This is a genomic window from Spirochaeta dissipatitropha (assembly GCF_054657935.1).
The window spans coordinates 1-16,422 of the sequence record NZ_BAAHXT010000024.1; the positions used below are offsets into that span (position 1 = coordinate 1).

16 protein-coding genes are annotated in these 16,422 nt (G+C 47.6%); 13 read left to right on the forward strand and 3 right to left on the reverse strand.

All coding sequences use genetic code 11. The features are described 5' to 3' along the window. From ACYQ2L_RS16585 to ACYQ2L_RS16610, 6 genes are all read left to right on the forward strand, one after another. Nucleotides 1–651: CPBP family intramembrane glutamic endopeptidase (locus tag ACYQ2L_RS16585; protein WP_460058104.1), on the forward strand; the 651-nt coding region annotated here is incomplete at its 5' end. A 328-nt stretch (nt 652–979) separates the two neighbouring features. After that, nucleotides 980–1,594, forward strand: a complete 615-nt coding sequence (locus tag ACYQ2L_RS16590; protein WP_460058106.1) for a hypothetical protein — start codon at nt 980–982, stop codon at nt 1,592–1,594. 82 nt (nt 1,595–1,676) lie between these two features. Next, nucleotides 1,677–1,919: a ChpI protein gene (locus ACYQ2L_RS16595; protein ID WP_460058108.1), complete on the forward strand. Its 243-nt coding sequence runs from the start codon at nt 1,677–1,679 to the stop codon at nt 1,917–1,919. Then, on the forward strand, nt 1,906–2,247 hold the full coding sequence (locus ACYQ2L_RS16600; protein ID WP_460058111.1) for a type II toxin-antitoxin system PemK/MazF family toxin: 342 nt from the start codon (nt 1,906–1,908) through the stop codon (nt 2,245–2,247). The genes ACYQ2L_RS16595 and ACYQ2L_RS16600 overlap by 14 nt, the downstream gene beginning before the upstream one ends. A gap of 56 nt (nt 2,248–2,303) precedes the next feature. Then, complete coding sequence (locus ACYQ2L_RS16605; protein ID WP_460058113.1) at nt 2,304–2,786, forward strand: hypothetical protein; 483 nt, start codon at nt 2,304–2,306, stop codon at nt 2,784–2,786. A gap of 708 nt (nt 2,787–3,494) precedes the next feature. Continuing rightward, the gene (locus ACYQ2L_RS16610) at nt 3,495–4,421 is read left to right on the forward strand and encodes a DMT family transporter (RefSeq protein WP_460058115.1); all 927 of its coding nucleotides are present in this window, start codon (nt 3,495–3,497) and stop codon (nt 4,419–4,421) included. Nucleotides 4,422–4,450: 29 nt separating this feature from the next. On the opposite strand, the gene ACYQ2L_RS16615 is transcribed toward ACYQ2L_RS16610, so the two are convergent. Continuing rightward, a complete protein-coding gene (locus tag ACYQ2L_RS16615; RefSeq protein WP_460058117.1) occupies nt 4,451–6,232 on the reverse strand; it encodes a DEAD/DEAH box helicase in 1,782 nt (593 codons plus the stop codon). 429 nt (nt 6,233–6,661) lie between these two features. On the opposite strand from ACYQ2L_RS16615, the gene ACYQ2L_RS16620 reads away from it, so the two are divergent. Next, nucleotides 6,662–6,868 carry a DUF6290 family protein gene (locus ACYQ2L_RS16620; protein ID WP_460058119.1) on the forward strand — a complete coding sequence of 69 codons (207 nt, stop codon included), beginning with the start codon at nt 6,662–6,664 and terminating at the stop codon, nt 6,866–6,868. Between the two features lie 50 nt (nt 6,869–6,918). On the opposite strand, the gene ACYQ2L_RS16625 is transcribed toward ACYQ2L_RS16620, so the two are convergent. Then, nucleotides 6,919–7,929 (reverse strand): potassium channel beta subunit family protein, encoded by a 1,011-nt coding sequence (locus ACYQ2L_RS16625; RefSeq protein ID WP_460058121.1) that lies wholly within the window; start codon nt 7,927–7,929, stop codon nt 6,919–6,921. Nucleotides 7,930–7,982: 53 nt separating this feature from the next. Then, on the reverse strand, nt 7,983–9,047 hold the full coding sequence (locus ACYQ2L_RS16630) for a LacI family DNA-binding transcriptional regulator (RefSeq protein WP_460058123.1): 1,065 nt from the start codon (nt 9,045–9,047) through the stop codon (nt 7,983–7,985). Between the two features lie 178 nt (nt 9,048–9,225). Between ACYQ2L_RS16630 and ACYQ2L_RS16635 the strand changes: the two genes are divergently transcribed. The 6 genes from ACYQ2L_RS16635 to ACYQ2L_RS16660 form a co-directional block, all read left to right on the forward strand. Then, the gene (locus tag ACYQ2L_RS16635) at nt 9,226–10,614 is read left to right on the forward strand and encodes a glycosyl hydrolase 53 family protein (protein WP_460058126.1); all 1,389 of its coding nucleotides are present in this window, start codon (nt 9,226–9,228) and stop codon (nt 10,612–10,614) included. A gap of 21 nt (nt 10,615–10,635) precedes the next feature. Further along, a complete protein-coding gene (locus ACYQ2L_RS16640) occupies nt 10,636–11,901 on the forward strand; it encodes an ABC transporter substrate-binding protein (protein WP_460058129.1) in 1,266 nt (421 codons plus the stop codon). A 78-nt stretch (nt 11,902–11,979) separates the two neighbouring features. Next, the gene (locus ACYQ2L_RS16645; RefSeq protein ID WP_460058133.1) at nt 11,980–12,924 is read left to right on the forward strand and encodes a carbohydrate ABC transporter permease; all 945 of its coding nucleotides are present in this window, start codon (nt 11,980–11,982) and stop codon (nt 12,922–12,924) included. 10 nt (nt 12,925–12,934) lie between these two features. Further along, nucleotides 12,935–13,780: a carbohydrate ABC transporter permease gene (locus ACYQ2L_RS16650; RefSeq protein WP_460058136.1), complete on the forward strand. Its 846-nt coding sequence runs from the start codon at nt 12,935–12,937 to the stop codon at nt 13,778–13,780. Between the two features lie 52 nt (nt 13,781–13,832). After that, entirely contained in the window at nt 13,833–15,920 is a 2,088-nt protein-coding gene (locus ACYQ2L_RS16655) for a beta-galactosidase (protein ID WP_460058139.1), read from the forward strand. A gap of 112 nt (nt 15,921–16,032) precedes the next feature. Next, a partial coding sequence (locus ACYQ2L_RS16660; RefSeq protein WP_460058141.1) for an SRPBCC family protein occupies nt 16,033–16,422 on the forward strand: 390 nt, incomplete at its 3' end.

The window sequence follows — 16,422 nt, forward strand, 5'->3', positions numbered from 1 at the left end:
ACCGGTGTACACACATTTTTTTCGATAAGAACCATCAATGGTAAGGGTGAAATCAGGAAATTTCTGAAGTCCTTTTTATCGGTCAAGTTTGGATGGAAAGTATGGGCAGTTGTGCTCTTGATAGGTATTATCAACCTGCTAGCCTGGTACATCCCCGAACTGTTTGGCTATGATCGCTTACCAATGTTGTTACCAAATATATATATATTCCCTATATATTTTTTCTTCATGGTCTTTTTTGGAGGTGGTCAGGAAGAAATAGGGTGGAGGGGATACATATTACCCTTTATGGAATCGAAGTTCGGACTCTGGATTGGAAATATAATTTTGGGGCTCGTATGGACTGCTTGGCACCTACCCCTTTGGTTTATGGTTGGATCAACACAGGAATTTTTACCGTTTATAGCTTTTGCCCTTGGGTGCATTGGCTTGTCCTTTCTATTTTCCTGGGTAATTAAAGCTTCCGGGAACAGATTGTTTTCCGGATTAATTGTACACGGTGCATTCAATGCATTCATTCCTCTGTTTCCCACGCTCATTATGCAGGAAAATGTCATCCAGACCCGATTTTGGATACAAGAGATAATAATACTTCTGGTTGGGATCATCTTTATGTTAACCATGACCAGAAACAGAAACAAAGCAGTGTAGTTTGTTCGGTCGGTAATACAAAAATGCATCCGTTTATTTTTGTATACACCGGCCCCAGCAAAAATTCCATGGAGATGTAATTAATACACGTGATGATATTACTGTGTTTAATCAACTCGTTTGTAGAAAAAGCACTGCAGGATGAAATTAATGTTCACCGTGTAATATGAGAATAGTGAAGAACTGATGCGGATTGAACCGGGCATAACAGAGGTGGGGTACCCTTGTTCACACAATTTATGGAGCCATTTCTGTAAACATTACCAAATTACTTGACAATGATAGAGCTCCATCTATACTTAATCTCAATAGATATGGAGAAATTAATATGATTGTCCGCCTTGTCCCTCGAGTTTTTTTTGTTGTGTTGTTCGCAGTGTCCACTATCGGACTATCCGCCGAGACTGTTGAGACCGTCGAGCCTGTTGAAACCCGATTGGAATTGGGGCTCGGGGTATCGTCTGGAGGAATCATTTTGGGCACATTCGTCGCGCTTATGAGTACCTTTATCAGCGAAGATCCCACCCTGGCATTGCCGTTTGTTGTAGAATCCAATTACTGGACCAGATCCGGTTTTGGCTTTGGTTTGGAGCTGGACAATCTGATTTTCGCTTCGATGCATGGTGCAGGACTGGATACCCGCATTTACCCCTCTATTCGCTGGCGGAAAAACGCTGATTCGTTGTTTAGTTTTTTCCTTGTTCCGTTCTCTGCTATGATTGTAATGGATACCTTTGATCAAGGCGATGCATATTATGCTGTCGGTTATGGTGAGGAGTACTGGGACTCGAAGCATGGCTCTGCCGAACTTATCATGTCCAAACTTGGGTTTGTCTGGACCTGGCGACCGCAGACCGACAGATATGTCTCCTTGTCTGTATCTTCCGGAGCCGGATTTTTTCCACCACTCGATCTCGGACTGACTATGGGTATCAGTCGATAGTAGTCGATACTCTCGATGAAGTAATTGAATATGAGTGAAAATTACCATTGCTTTATGGTTATACCATTGTCATACTTTTGGTATGAAAACTGCGATCTCAATTCCAGATAATCTATTTAAAGATGCTGAAATAACGGCCAAACAATTAGGTTTGGCTAGAAGCCAGCTTTATGTCAAAGCCATAAAAGAGTTTATTGAACATCATAACAAAGAATACATTACGGATAAATTAAACACTCTTTATGCCCACGAAAATAACATGGAGGACTTAGCAGAAACCGGGATTGAATCTTTGAGAGAGGCTACAAAGAATGATTCGTGGTGAAATATGGTGGGCTGATTTGGGAATTCCTTTTGGTAGTGAACACGGGTATAGACGACCTGTTTTAATAATCCAGGATGATGCTTTCAACAAAAGCAATATTCAAACAGTGATTGTTGCATCAATAAGCACAAATACGAGTTTAGCGGATGCTCCTGGTAACGTATTTTTAGAAAAAGAGGAGTCTGGCCTATCAAAACCCGGTGTCGTCAATGTTTCGCAGATTTCAACTATTGATAAATGTCGATTGTTGGAACGGATCAGCATTTTACCGCAGAAGGCTATGTCAGAAATTGATTTCGGATTAAGATTGATCTTGAATATTCTGTAATTACCTAAGCAGCTGCGCTATGATAACACTATAATAAGATTCTGTTGGAGAATAATGTGAATAAGAAAAAGTTATCGCTAATTGCCATTGGCTGCGTACTTCTATGTCTTGTTGTCCTGCGTGAGATTGGCGTTGTTGATCTCAACCTGTACATATCAACCTTGTCCACTTCACAGGTGGCCACCAGGTATAATACATATCCAGAGCAGGAACAGCAATTCAGTTATCAGTTAATCGTTACGCAAAATAATGAAACCCTGTTCGATTACACGCATATATACAATAATCAACCGCCAATTCAGATCAATGGAGTGCTGGATGAGCCAATCTACTCAGGGAACTTCGTTTTACCTCTCGTCAAGAACTTCAGAATGACATACCAATGTGAGTTCAATACTACGAATAGTCCGGATGGCCATACAGTGAGTGGAAAGATCGAAGGTGAGGTAACGGCTGAAATTTTCGGGTTCTGCTCACGCAGAAAGGCGAAAGAGCTGGCATTTGAAAAAGTCATGAAACAGATGATTTCTGTTTTGTAGCAAACACTTCGCGCTTCAGGATGGAAAGGATTTTTTTATGAATAACTTTTTTTCGGCAGAATTTTTTAGTGCGAATAAAGCAGTTATGAAAAATAAGGTGGCCATATTAATTTTGCTCACCTCACTTTTGATGTGTGATATATTTATTAATACTAATCTAATATCTTACATATCGACAAACTTTGTTTTTTATCTCTTAAGAATCTGTGATTTCTTGTTGATTTTTATTATTTGTTTCACTTTTTACTCTACGGTTAATTTTTATTATAATAAAAAAATGGCTTTTTCCAGTATATTTTTGTACATATTGCAAAGCTTAATATTCATCCTTCCTTTTTTATTGCTTTCCAGGGTATTTAGTTTTAATACTATCATGATTTTCGTGTCTGTTGTAATTTTGTATGTCATCGTTTTTACCATTTTCTATACAATTTTTCCTGTTTCACATTATAGATTATTCCAGCGATATTCTATTTTTAAATCCTATTTTTTATATACATTCAGATATAATTTTATCGTAGTTATCGGTGTCATGGCGATATTATTTACTTTCAATGTGTTTATGAATGAAGTGTTGATCAAGAGTTTGAATAGATATTTATTCATTATTCACAGAGGTTTTATTCCATTAATGAATGTATATATAATTATAATTACCTCATTATCTACGTATAAAAACCGTAAGCAATTAAGATTTAAGTTGAACAAATGACTAAAAATTCAGCAGCCACTCGTACAACATTTATGTTCCTGATGATGCTCGTTGCCATGAGTTTCTGGGGGGGCTCATGGGTTTCTGCCAAGCTTATTTCGCTGAGTATGGCACCGGAGATGACGGCCTTCTGGCGCTTCTTTGTTCAGGCGCTTGTATTCCTGGCGGCTATGGTTATCTTACGTAAGAACTTTGTTTTGGGAAGAGAAAAGCTTCTGCTTCTGATCGCGGCTTCTCTAATTCTCAGCTGCTACAATATTCTGTTCTTTTTCGGACTGCAAAACGGCTTTGCGGGAAAGTCCGGTGTAATTGTTACCTGCCTTAATCCACTCTTTGCCTTCGGCATATCTATCGTTGTCTTCAGGACCAGGGTACTGCCTGTTCAGATTCTGGGGCTGTGCCTGGGGCTTGTTGGTGGCATTCTGCTTATGGAAACAGGCAGGATAGTTTCATCCGGAATAATAGACAGTGCAGCCCTCATATTCGTTGTGGCGGCTGTGTTGTGGGCGGGACTGACCAATGTAAGCAGGAAGCTGCAGCAGAACATGGGTATTATTGAGTTTTCCTTCTACCTCTACGCTTTGGCGAGCATTGAACTCGGACTTTTTGCCATTTTTCGCGGCAATTTTGTGCTTCCCATCTCCGGATTTGCGGGTGCAGCTGCGTATACACGGGAGTTCTGGTTCAACACATTGTACCTGGCGCTGCCGGCCGGTGTATTTGCTAACAGCATGTATTTCGTTTCAGTCCGGGAGCTTGGGGCTGACAAGGGTGCGAGCTTTACCTTTATGGTCCCCGCGACGGCCCTTCTTTTTTCTTTCCTGATATTAGCTGAGCAGCCGATTCCAAGCACAGTTATCGGCGGATTATTAGCACTTGTTGCAGTATACATTGTCAATTTCCCTTCTCCGCATTCCCGGTGACCAGGAAGTGTGGAGAAGAGGAAGGTCTTTTACTTGTTCGTTGGTTTTCTTCGGGGGCCTGAGCTGCCACGACCTTTAGGGGAACCTGTGCCTTTGGGGGCACCCGTGTCCGATTTTCGCGGTTTCGGGCGCTTTCCTGGTTTTCCGGACCCGGATCGGCGACTGCTGTTGCCCTCGATGCGCTTCACATGAAGGGTTTTGCCACGATAGCTGCTTCCATCAATTGCCTTCAAAACCCGTTCGGCCATTGTCGCATCTACCTGAATCTCACTATACTCCGTGTCTATGTTAATACGGCCAAGGCGGATGTCGTGAGACTGCGTGGACTTGTTGATAATCCCGATTAGCTGCGGGGGCAGCACTCCTTCACGCCGGCCGATATTGATCTGCAGAGATGCCATTGGGACAGTGGGGCTTCCTTTTCCCTTAACCCCCTTTTCACCGGAGTCGCGTAATGCGCTGCGTCGGGACTTTGCCGGCGGCGGTGTAGGGTTAAGATCGGGAGCATTACCGTACTCTGCGAGAAAACGGTTGAACTCCACCGAGATAAAGCGCTGAAGAAGCTCTTCCCGGTCGAATTTTTCCAGCGAGTCCCGTACTGATTGCAGGTAGGGAGCGATCGCCTCCTCATTCACCTCGATGGAGGTTATTTTTCCGAGAAGTTCAAGGAGTCGGCTGTCGCAGATGTCCTTGCCGCGGGGAATCTTTCCTTCCTCTATCTTGCGTCCAAGTACCTGCTCAATCCGGCCGATCTTGTGACCCTCCCGAAGATGCACAAGCGCATGCGATGAGCCGCTTTTTCCGGCACGGCCGGTCCGTCCGCTTCTGTGGGTGTAGGAAGCGATTTCGTCGGGTAGATCATAGTGAATAACGTGGCTGAGATCATCTACATCAAGCCCGCGCGCAGCCACGTCGGTGGCGACAAGCAGTGCTGGATTACCTTCCCTGAACCGGCGCATTACCGAGTCTCTCTGCATCTGCGAGAGCTCTCCATGCAGAGCATCGGCGGCGTATCCGTCCCGGGAAAGTCGGTGTGTGATTTCCTTTACCGCTTCGCGTGTCCGGCAGAATATGATGCCGTACATATTCGTCTGCACATCGATCAGACGGCGGAGCGCAGCATACTTGTCGCTCGCATGTACGCGATAAAAGTAGTGCGTCACATTGCTGGTACCCCGGTTCCGGTCGCCGGAGACGATTTCGTGCGGGTTTTTCATATAACTCGAGGCGATGCGCGCTACCTCACGTGGCATGGTTGCGGAAAAAAGCAGGGTCTGACGCTCCGGGTTTGCGGCTTCAAGAATTGCATCAAGCTCATCCTTGAATCCCATGTCGAGCATCTGGTCGGCTTCGTCAAGGATCAGAAACCGGAGCCTGGAGAGGTCGGCAATTCCCTTGTCGAGTAGATCCTTCAAGCGCCCGGGGGTTGCGGTTACAATGTGTGCACCTGAACGCAGATCCCGTATCTGAGGGGCAAAATCAGCTCCTCCGTACACAGTCGCGGTGCGTAATCCTTTCAGGTTCCGGCCGTAGTCGGCAATCTCACGCGAAACCTGCACCCCGAGTTCCCGGGTAGGTGCAAGAATGAGCGCTTGTGTGCTTCGGTCCTCAAGATCGATTTTTTGCAGGATCGGAAGGCCGAATGCCGCGGTCTTTCCGGTACCGGTCTGCGCCAGTCCGGTTACGTCCTGGTCGCTATTCAGAAGAAACGGAATCATTTCCGCTTGTATATGGGTCGGGGTCTCGAATCCGCGCGCGCTGATAGCATCGAGCAGAGCCGGGACAAGCCCGAGGTCGTTGAATGTGGTCAAATGTCCTCACTTTGGATTCACAGATATCCGCGATAGACTACGGTAAAGCGGGAACGAAGTCAATGCGTGAGCACAAGCCAGACATTGCAGATTCAGGCCTGCAACCAGAACAGGTCACATCGGATGTTCGCTCATTGCAGATATCCGGAAAATGTATTACATTGTAGTCATGGTCTTTTATGATGAGGAGATAAAGAAATGCATCAAAAAGGGATCTTTGCCAGGTGATACGGCAAGGCTCTTTGTGCACGCCTTTCAGGCACTCGATCAGACAAAGGATTTAAATCTTTTCGACATCAAGCAATTAAGAACGAGTTCATCGAAAGAATTTTATAGACTTCGAAAAGGTAGATACAGAGCAATATTCACCATGGTGAATGGAGATTTTTATGTGCATGCAATCACAAAAAGATCGGAGGTGTATAAAAAATGGCCGTTGTAAGTGTACGCTTAAACAAGGATGAAGAAAAAATTGTCACGTATCTGGCAGATTATTTCCATGAAGAAAAATCCACTCTTTTTAAAAAAGCCTTGTATGAGCTTTATGAAGATATTCAGGATATAAAATTCGTGGAAGAACATGTAGAAGGTCGAGATGCTCCCAACTATATTAGCAGCGAAGAATTGCTGGAATAACACCCAATACTGCCAGGAATCCCCTGACAGTACGGGTTGAGGCACTGACTTTACTCAGTGATCAGCTGGAACTCCATAGGTTTTGGCTGTGTCTGGATTACATCCTCGATCTTCTGCATGATCTCATCGCTCAGTTTTGGAACTACATCCAGTGCGCTGAGGTTCTCTTCGACCTGACTTACCCGGGATGCTCCGGTTATTACCGTGCTGACATTCGGATTTTTCAAACACCATGCCAGGGCAAGCTTGGCCCGTGTTGTCCCGAGATCATCTGCTATCTGCTTCAGTTCTTTGGTTTTGGCGATTCTGGACTGACCTTCCTCGCTTTCAAAAAAGTTTTTCAGCCACTCATAACCAGGAAGGTTGACGCGTGCATCGGCCGGAGCCCCGCCGTCGTACTTTCCGGTGAGCATGCCCGATGCCAGCGGTGACCAGATCGTGGTGCCCAGTCCGATGCTCTCGTATAATCGGGCGTACTCCACTTCAAAGCGGTAGCGCTCAAACATATTGTACTGCGGCTGCTCCATGGTAGGGGGAATCAGATTGTACTGTCTGGCAGCTGCGTAGGCTTCCATGAGCTGCTGGGCTGACCATTCCGAGGTACCCCAATAGCGGACCTTGCCCTGCTGGATCAGTTCCGTCATGGCCCGTACGACCTCTTCCATTGGAATCCGGGGATCGGGTCGATGGCAGAAGTAGAGATCCAGGTGCTCAACCTGCAGCCGTTCCATTGCCTGATGACAGCCGTCATAAATATGTATTCTACTCAATCCATGTTGATTGGGGTTGGGTTTTTCTACCACGCCACCATAGACCTTGCTGGACACCAGGTAGCTGTCGCGCCGTAATCCGAGCTTTTTAAAGGCCTTTCCCATAACGGTTTCAGACTTACCTTTTTCATAAACCTCGGCATTGTCAAAGAAGTTGACCCCGGCATCGTAAGCGGTTTTGATCATATCAGCTGCCAGATCAACATCAGCCTGCTTGCTGAATGTGACCCATGAACCAAAGGACAGTTCACTGACATATGCACCTGATTTTCCCAAAGATCGATATTTCATTGTTGCCTCCTGCAACTAATATAGTGCCAGGTATTGCGGGCGGCAAATTCCGATTAGATATCGACCGATGAGAAGGAGTTAAGGGTTAGCATGGCAGCGTACTGTCCTTCGTTTTCCCTGCAGATTATGTCGATCGGGACGATTATTTCTCTGGGCGATGGTTTCTGCAGCACGATCTGCCGGTAGAGTATCTGCATGCCAAGGTAGGCTTGTTCTTCTGGGCGTTGACCGATTACATAGTCAATTCTGCCCTGACGCAGAAGGGATCGGTTGTTCGGGGTGAGGTCATAGCCGATCAGTCTGGGACTGATCGGCCAGAAGTGTTCTACGGAATCTACAATCCGGTAGATCATTCCGCTGGACATGAATATGCCGCCGACCTCGGGGATACTGTCGTATATGTCAGAAAAGAATGCCTGCATCTCCTGGTCTGACACGGTGCAGTCTATATCGATTACTTCAGGAATGAACCTGCCTTTCTCTGCACAGTACTGTCGAAAGCCTTCAACGCGCCTGTTGATGTGGTCGGTACCCGGCAGGCTGCGGAGGGCAAGGATCTTTCCTTCCAGAACCATATCGTTCATCAGCTGTGCGGCGCTGCGGCCAGCCTGTGTGGAGTTCTCTCCGACATAGGAAATGCAGTCTACACCTGGAACAAAGGTGTCATAGAGTACATAAGGTATGTCACGTGGAATCCGTCTGAATACTCCGTAGTTGTCACTGATTGTTGCAGGGGCGATGAGGATACCGCAGCAGCCGTCGTCTACTATCTTGTCGATGGCTCTGACGAATGAATCGATGTTCCACTCATCGTAGTAGTAGATATCCGCATGAATACGGTGACGCTCGAGTTCTGAAATTGCTGCCTTGATTCCTTTGGCTGGCTCTTTCCAGAATCCGCCATCCTGACTGAGTTCGGGCAGTAAGGCTGCAAGCCGGTAGACGCGTTTCGAGGAGAGGTTGCTGGCATGAATGTCCGGCTGATAATCGAGCTCCTGCATTACCTGGCGGACCTTTTCGATCGTGCGCTGAGCAACGCCTCCTCTGTTGTGAATAACCCTGTCCACTGTACCAATGGATACATTGGCTAATTCTGCAATCTGTTTTATGCCTGCCATGTGACAAATGTAGCACGGTACTGGATTTTTCGAAAAGCGAACAATACCGGTTTTTTGGCTGTGGCAGCATATTTCTGCACATTTTTTCTTGACAGACTACATAAGCGGGTATAGTTTGAAGTATCGTTAACGTTCACGATAACGTTAACGATAGAAAAATCTACGTGAGGAGGTGGATATGAACCCAGGAAGATACAGAAAAAAATGCGCTGCTTATATTGCAGTTGCCCTGATTCTGTTGGCATCCTTAGTCGTTTTTGCTGCGTGTGAGCAGCCCCTGACCGATGAATCAACAGGAAATGTTGAGACTGAAAGCAGCCAGGATTCTATTGATAACGGTGATCAGGATGAAAGCGGGGACACGGAGGACCCGGAACCCCATAGACTTCCGGATCCGTATGTTGGAGCGGATGTCTCTGAAATTCTGTATGCCGAACGCGCAGGAGTGCAGTTTACAGATATAGATGGTACCGAAAAATCAGGACTTGTGATTCTTCGTGATCATGGCTATGACCTGGCGAGAATACGGGTCAATGTCGAACCACCGGGCAACTTCGCCCAGGCAGTTGGCGGGCAGGTCGGAAATTACGGTATGCATACAGATGTTGATTATCTACTCGATACAGCAATTGCTGCAGATGAACTTGGCTTCCGCATTGCGCTGAACTTCCATTATTCTGACTGGTGGGCGGATCCGGGGAATCAATGGATACCCGAGGCATGGTGGAACGATCCTGACAAGAACCCCTATGAGGGCGAGGATGATTATCCGGACCTCGAGACTCTGGAGGACAAGGTTTATGAGCACACCAAAGAGGTTATCGAGCTTCTGCTGGCTGAGGGAATAGTCCCGGAGATAGTGCAGATCGGCAATGAAATGCAGGGCGGCATGCTGCATCCAGTCGGTGCGCCGTGGGGTGACCCCTGGCAGTGGAGCTATGCGGAATATGGTGAAAGCGACTGGGATAGTATGGTAAGCCTGATTCAGGCTGGTATCAGAGGAGTCGAGGATGCCATGGATGGGGCTGAAAGGCCGCAGATAATGCTGCATCATCATTACGATGGAGATGACGTGACCTGGTTCTTCGATGATCTTGCCGATTCAGGCGTGGATTTTGATCTGATTGGTCTGTCGTATTATCCGATGTGGCATAATACCATTGAGGGGTTCGCAGATGACATGCAGGCGTTGCACGATCACTACAATGGAGAGATCGATATTTATATAGTGGAAGTAGCCTATTACTGGACCGAAAGCGAGGCGAATTACTTCGCTGAAGACTGGAGTCCATATTACGATGTTGAACCGCTGGAAGAAGGCCCTTTTCCTGAAACCCAGCAGGGTCAGTTCGATTATCTGCAGACAGTAAGAGCTGCAGTCGCAGATATCGAATCAATCAAGGGAATGTGGTATTGGGGAGCCGGCTGGTCCCAGGCCACCACTGGAGCTGAATGGCTCCGTGCACCTGGCTGGGCGGATGACGATGCAGCGACACGGTCACTGTTTGATCATAACGGAAGAGCAACCAAGGGAATTGAGGGACTGTTTGTCCTTGAGGAAGAATAGCATTATGCAAGGAGGACGCATATGAAAAAGGTTTTGGTTTTAATGGCAGCTATTGCGCTGCTGAGTACCCCGGTGCTTTTTGCCGGTGGACAACAGGATGCCGCTGGTGGCGATGTCACTCTGACATTCTGGGCATGGTCCGGTTCGATTGATCAGCAGGCAGTGGCGGAATACAACGCACAGACACCTGGTGTTACTGTCGATCTTCAGCTGATCGAGCAGGGTGACCTGCACGAGAATCTGCTGGTGTCTTTTGTCGGTGGTTCCGGTGCACCGGATATTACAGGCATTGAAATTGCATACGTGCAGCAGTTCCTTGAGAATCCGCAGCACTTTGTGAATCTCTTTGATATGGGAGCACAGGATATTAAATCTGATTATCTGGACTGGAAGTTCGAACAGGCAATGACTCCTGACGGGAATCATTTGATCGGTCTGCCAATCGATATCGGGCCGATGGCCATGGCGTATCGCGTAGATGTGTTTGAAGCAGCTGGTCTACCAACGGATCCTGATGAAGTAGCAGAACTGTTCAGCACCTGGGAGAGTTATCTCGAGGTCGGCCGGATAATCAAGGAAGAAACCGGGCGGTATCTTTTCAGCCGCACGAAGGAACTCTTTGATGCAGTAGCCAACCAGGCTCCCTTCCGCTACTTCGATGCCGATGGAAATCTGATTGTTGAGTCAAATCCGCAGATTCAGCGGGCATGGGAACTGGCAATTGCTGCGCATGAAGCAGGGCTAAGTGCAAATATCAATGCCTGGACATCTGACTGGGCGGCTGCTCATAACGATGGCGCATATGCAACCGAGTTCGCACCATCCTGGATGGTCCGCTTTCTGAGAGAAAACTCACCGGATGCACGGGGCCAGTGGGCTATAACCGAGGCCTTTCCAGGCGGTGGTGGTAACTGGGGCGGCTCTTTCCTGGGAATCCCGGCACAGTCACGGCACAAGCAGGAAGCCTATGACTTCATTAAATGGATGCTGGCACCCGAGCAGCAGAAAACTGCCTTCCAGCGGGAAGCCCTCTTCCCTTCTACTCCAGCTATCTATGATGATCCTGCGATCACCGGATGGACAGATGATTTCTTCGCTACCCCGAATATCGGTGAGATTTATACCAGAACTACCGATGCAGTAATTGCTCAGTACCTCGGGCCGAATCATTCTATTCTGCATGATCAGATGGAAGCTGCCCTTGGCCGGGTTGAGGATGGTGTAGAGACCCCTGCGCAGGCATGGGCCAGTGCTATCGCCGAGTCACGACGGCAGCTGGACAGGTAAGTCAGCAGCACAGACTGTATGAATATACCGGCTGCTGAAGCAGTCGGTATATTCAATCCAAGTTATAAGGGTAATAAAATGAGTGATACACGTGCAGGCACATCATTAGACAGAGCATCACAAAACAGAAAAAAATCAGGATTGAAAATGACCAGCGGGCAAACTGAAGCTTTGGCGGCGTACCTGTTTATTCTCCCGTTTTTTGTGATTTTCATTGTCTTCCAGCTGTTTCCGATTTTCGCAACCGGGTATGTTTCTTTTCAGAGGTGGCCTGCTCTTGGTACCCCGAGTTTTTCCGGTCTCAGAAATTATAATCTGCTCATGACAGATACCATGTTCTGGCGGTCGGTCGGCAATACATTCAGTATCTGGTTTCTCTCAACGGTGCCGATGCTGATTCTATCTTTGTTTCTCGCGCTGCTGCTGAATGATTCTCTTCTTAAGGGAAAGCGTTTTTTCAGAATGGCAGCCTTTATTCCGAATGTCACATCAACCGTAGCTGTGGCAATCGTTTTTTCGGTAATTTTCGCACGACGCTACGGTATTCTCAACTTTCTGCTGACACAGCTGGGAATCGATCCCGTGAACTGGCAGGGCTCATATATTGGAACTCATATAGCCATTGCAAGCATGGTAATCTGGCGCTGGACTGGCTACAACGCCATTATATTTCTTTCTGGCTTGCAGAGTATTCCCAGGGAGTTGTATGAGTCAGCAACGATTGACGGTGCCAATAAATTTGAAAGACTTACACAGATCACTATTCCGATGCTGCGGCCGGTAATTGTTTTCGCAGTCATGCTTTCGACAATCGGGGGAATGCAGCTGTTTGCAGAACCGCTGATTTTCGGGGTTGGGTCACAATCCCAGGGTCTGACTGTCACCCTGTATCTGTACCAGGAAGCCTTCGGACGTTTCAACTTCGGCTATGCAGCTGCAGTTGCCTGGATGCTCTTCTTTATAATCGTCGGATTTGCACTGTTCAATTCCTTTTTGACCCGACGCATCCAGTATGTGGACTAAGGAGACAGCAATGGATATAAGAAAACTAATCAATAAAAAACGCAGTGAGAAACTAATAGTGCATGTAATCCTGCTTGGAATCGTAGCAATATCCCTGTTCCCCTTCTACTGGATGTTTGTAGTCGGATCCAATACTACTTCGGTTGTCTCCAGGATTCCACCGGTGGTAATTCCCGGAAGGCTGTTTGTCGAGAATCTGCTCAGGGCTGCTCAGCAGATTAACTTCAGCCGTGGACTTCTGAACTCATCGATTGTAGCCGGCTCGATTACGGTTTCTGTTCTGTTTCTGAGTTCTCTGGCAGGATTCGCCTTCGCGAAACTGAATTTCCCGGGGAAGAAATACCTGTTCCTGTTTGTTCTGGGAACCATGATGGTGCCCATGCAGCTGGGTATGATCCCGCAATATATGATTATGCAGACCCTTGGCTGGGTAAGCGATTTCCGGGCGGTGATCGTGCCCTCTGCAGTAACCGCTTTCGGGGTCTTCTGGATGCGACAGTATATTACCAGTGCGGTACCAAACGAGCTGCTTGAAGCAGGGCGTCTTGAGGGCTGCGGATATTTTATGCTTTACCGCTTTGTGGTAGTTCCGCTCATTCCCTCAGCTTTTGCAACCCTGGGAATAATCACCTTCATGCAGTTCTGGAATGATTTCATGTGGCCACTGATTGTGCTTCGCGACCGCAGTGTTCATACCATACAGATTATGCTTCGGACCCTTGAAGGGGCATATTTCATTGATTATTCAATGGTGCTGGCAGCAACCTTTATGGCAACCCTGCCAATGCTGATCGTCTTTCTGATCTTCAACCGACAGTTTATCTCCGGTGTTGCAGATGGAGCAGTCAAGGGCTGAATAGCATTGGCTGATCAGCGATTCTACACAATAACATAAACGAGGAGTTCGTATGTACTACGGCTGTGACTATAACCCTGAGCAGTGGCTTCATGAGCCTGCTGCACTGGACAGGGACATTACATTAATGAAGAAAGCGAACATAAATTCTGCAACCCTTGGAATGTTTTCCTGGAGCAGCCTGGAGCCCGAAGAGAATCAGTTCCGGTTTGACTGGCTGCGCAGTGTTATCGATAGGCTGTATGCAGCAGAAATTGCGGTAATCCTTGGCACCCCTTCAGGTGCACGTCCGCACTGGCTGGCCGCAAAATATCCGGAGGTCCTGCGGGTGAATGCCCGGCGGGAGCAGCAGCTGTTTGGCGATCGGCATAATCATTGTTATACATCTCCCGCCTACCGCACACGTATTGGTATAATAAACAGGCGTCTGGCAGAAGAGTTTGCTGCACACCCTGCAGTTGAGCTCTGGCATCTTTCGAATGAATACGGCGGTGAATGTCATTGTGAGAATTGTCAGAAAGCATTTCGCGAGTATCTTGAAAATCGGTATGAAACTCTGGATGCCCTGAATTATGCCTGGTGGAATACCTTCTGGAGTAAAAACATAAGCTCCTGGGATCAGATTGAGTCCCCATCCCCAATCGGAGAGGGTTCGGTACACGGACTGAACCTGGACTGGCGCCGTTTTGTGACCCATCAGACCAAGGACTTTATGCTCTACGAGCGCGATTGTCTGAAGGAAGTCAATCCGGATATCCCCTTTACCACCAACCTGATGATGAGCAGTGAGGATTCTTCCATGGATCCCGGATTGAATTACTGGCAGCTGGCCCGTGAACTGGATGTCGTATCCTGGGACAGTTATCCATCCTGGCATCTGCCGGGTTATAAAATGCTGGCACTTGAATCTGACCCAACCGAAGCGGTAGATGATTATCGCCGTGCATCCGAGGTGGCGTTTCAGCACGACTTATTCCGGTCCCTCGGTGGAGGCAAGCCGTTTCTGCTCATGGAGAGCACTCCATCGAACACAAACTGGCAGCCGATATCAAAGTTGAAAAAGCCGGGTATGAACATTACCAGTTCGCTGCAGGCGGTAGCACATGGCAGTGACTCGGTGCAGTATTTTCAGTGGCGCAAGAGCCGTGGAAGTTTCGAGAAGTTCCATGGAGCAGTTGTCAGCCATCGAGAGAGTGCAGAGGACCGGGTTTTCAGTGAAGCAGCTGAGCTTGGAGCCAAGCTGAATAAGCTCGAGAGTGCGCAGGTTTTTGGAAGCAGAATTTCTGCCGGGGCTGCATTGTACTTTGACTGGGAAAACCGCTGGGCATTCGAGGACAGCAAGGGCCCCAGGAATGACAGCAGGAAGGCCTATGTGGAAACCGTCAAGGCTCATTATTATGCATTGTGGTCACAAGGGGCGGATATCGACATTGTTCATTCCGGGAGCGATTTCAGTGTATATAAACTGATTATTGTGCCCATGGGCTACCTTATGCCCGAGGATACTGCGGCGCGGCTGGCCAGCTTTGTCGAGGCAGGGGGTAATCTCATTACCACCTATTTCACCGGAATGGTGAATGAAAGCGATCTCTGTTACAGCAATGGAACTCCGGGACCGCTGACTGAGGTACTGGGAATAGAGGTCAGTGAGATTGATCCTCTGTATCCAGGCGAGCGAAATAGCATGAAGACCCCGGCCTCCGGCGTATCCGCAGGTCTGAAGCTGCCCGAATACAGCCTGAGGGATTACTGCGAGTTAATCAGGCCACAGACTGCCGAAGTGCTTGCAGAGTATGGAGCTGATTTTTATGCCGGGAGTCCCGCGTTGACCCGTAACAGCTATGGCCGCGGTCAGGCTTTTCATATTGCTGCCCGCTCTGAAGACAGTTTGCATATCGAACTGTACCGGAAACTGCTCGAAGAATGCGACTTACTCGACCATTGCCATGGCTGGAATCTTCCTGCAGGTATAGACATTCGTTTCCGGGGTGATGCAGTGTTTATTATGAATTATAGTGCAGATAACCAGGTAATCGAAATCCCTGAAGACAGAGCGTATCGGTATCTTCACGAGCAGCTCGATTGTTCCGGAAGACTGGAATTACCCGCATATGCAACGGAGGTACTCATTAAAGAATAGAGTGCCATAAGTATAATTAATAATGAAATATCTATTTCCGTGTGCTATGTTTCCCTGATATATTCAGAAGCAGGGAGAAGCCATGCAGCGGATGAGGAGATGGATAGTTTGTATGAGTGTACTGTTATTCAGTATGGTCATACTTGGGGGGTGTGATCTTTTTGATTTCTTAACATCAGTGGATGTATCATTTTATGATCTGACTGCGAATGGTATTTCAGGAACGCAAACTACCAGCGAGTTGACTCTGGGATTTGATGAGTCACCAGCAACACTGGAGTCAAGCCATATTACAATTACTGGCGCGAATAAGGATTCAGTTGATCTTTCTGATTTGGTCTCAGGTACAGTAAAGGTCAAAATCAGCGGGCTTACTGTAGCCGATGGTGAAAGTGTAACTGTGGAGCTTACGAATCCGAGTGGCTACAGGATACAGCCTGGCCGACGCAGTGTAATGGTACATCGAGCTGCTGCAAGTGAAAGCGATGGCGATGGTGATGGT

Bases quoted from the DNA above. Each gene is read 5' to 3' on its own strand.
- ACYQ2L_RS16590 (WP_460058106.1), top strand. From the start codon at position 980: ATGATTGTCCGCCTTGTCCCTCGAGTTTTTTTTGTTGTGTTGTTCGCA.
- ACYQ2L_RS16595 (WP_460058108.1), top strand. From the start codon at position 1,677: ATGAAAACTGCGATCTCAATTCCAGATAATCTATTTAAAGATGCTGAA.
- ACYQ2L_RS16600 (WP_460058111.1), top strand. From the start codon at position 1,906: ATGATTCGTGGTGAAATATGGTGGGCTGATTTGGGAATTCCTTTTGGT.
- ACYQ2L_RS16610 (WP_460058115.1), top strand. From the start codon at position 3,495: ATGACTAAAAATTCAGCAGCCACTCGTACAACATTTATGTTCCTGATG.
- ACYQ2L_RS16620 (WP_460058119.1), top strand. From the start codon at position 6,662: ATGGCCGTTGTAAGTGTACGCTTAAACAAGGATGAAGAAAAAATTGTC.
- ACYQ2L_RS16625 (WP_460058121.1), bottom strand. From the start codon at position 7,929: ATGAAATATCGATCTTTGGGAAAATCAGGTGCATATGTCAGTGAACTG.
- ACYQ2L_RS16630 (WP_460058123.1), bottom strand. From the start codon at position 9,047: ATGGCAGGCATAAAACAGATTGCAGAATTAGCCAATGTATCCATTGGT.
- ACYQ2L_RS16635 (WP_460058126.1), top strand. From the start codon at position 9,226: ATGAACCCAGGAAGATACAGAAAAAAATGCGCTGCTTATATTGCAGTT.
- ACYQ2L_RS16640 (WP_460058129.1), top strand. From the start codon at position 10,636: ATGAAAAAGGTTTTGGTTTTAATGGCAGCTATTGCGCTGCTGAGTACC.
- ACYQ2L_RS16645 (WP_460058133.1), top strand. From the start codon at position 11,980: ATGAGTGATACACGTGCAGGCACATCATTAGACAGAGCATCACAAAAC.
- ACYQ2L_RS16650 (WP_460058136.1), top strand. From the start codon at position 12,935: ATGGATATAAGAAAACTAATCAATAAAAAACGCAGTGAGAAACTAATA.
- ACYQ2L_RS16655 (WP_460058139.1), top strand. From the start codon at position 13,833: ATGTACTACGGCTGTGACTATAACCCTGAGCAGTGGCTTCATGAGCCT.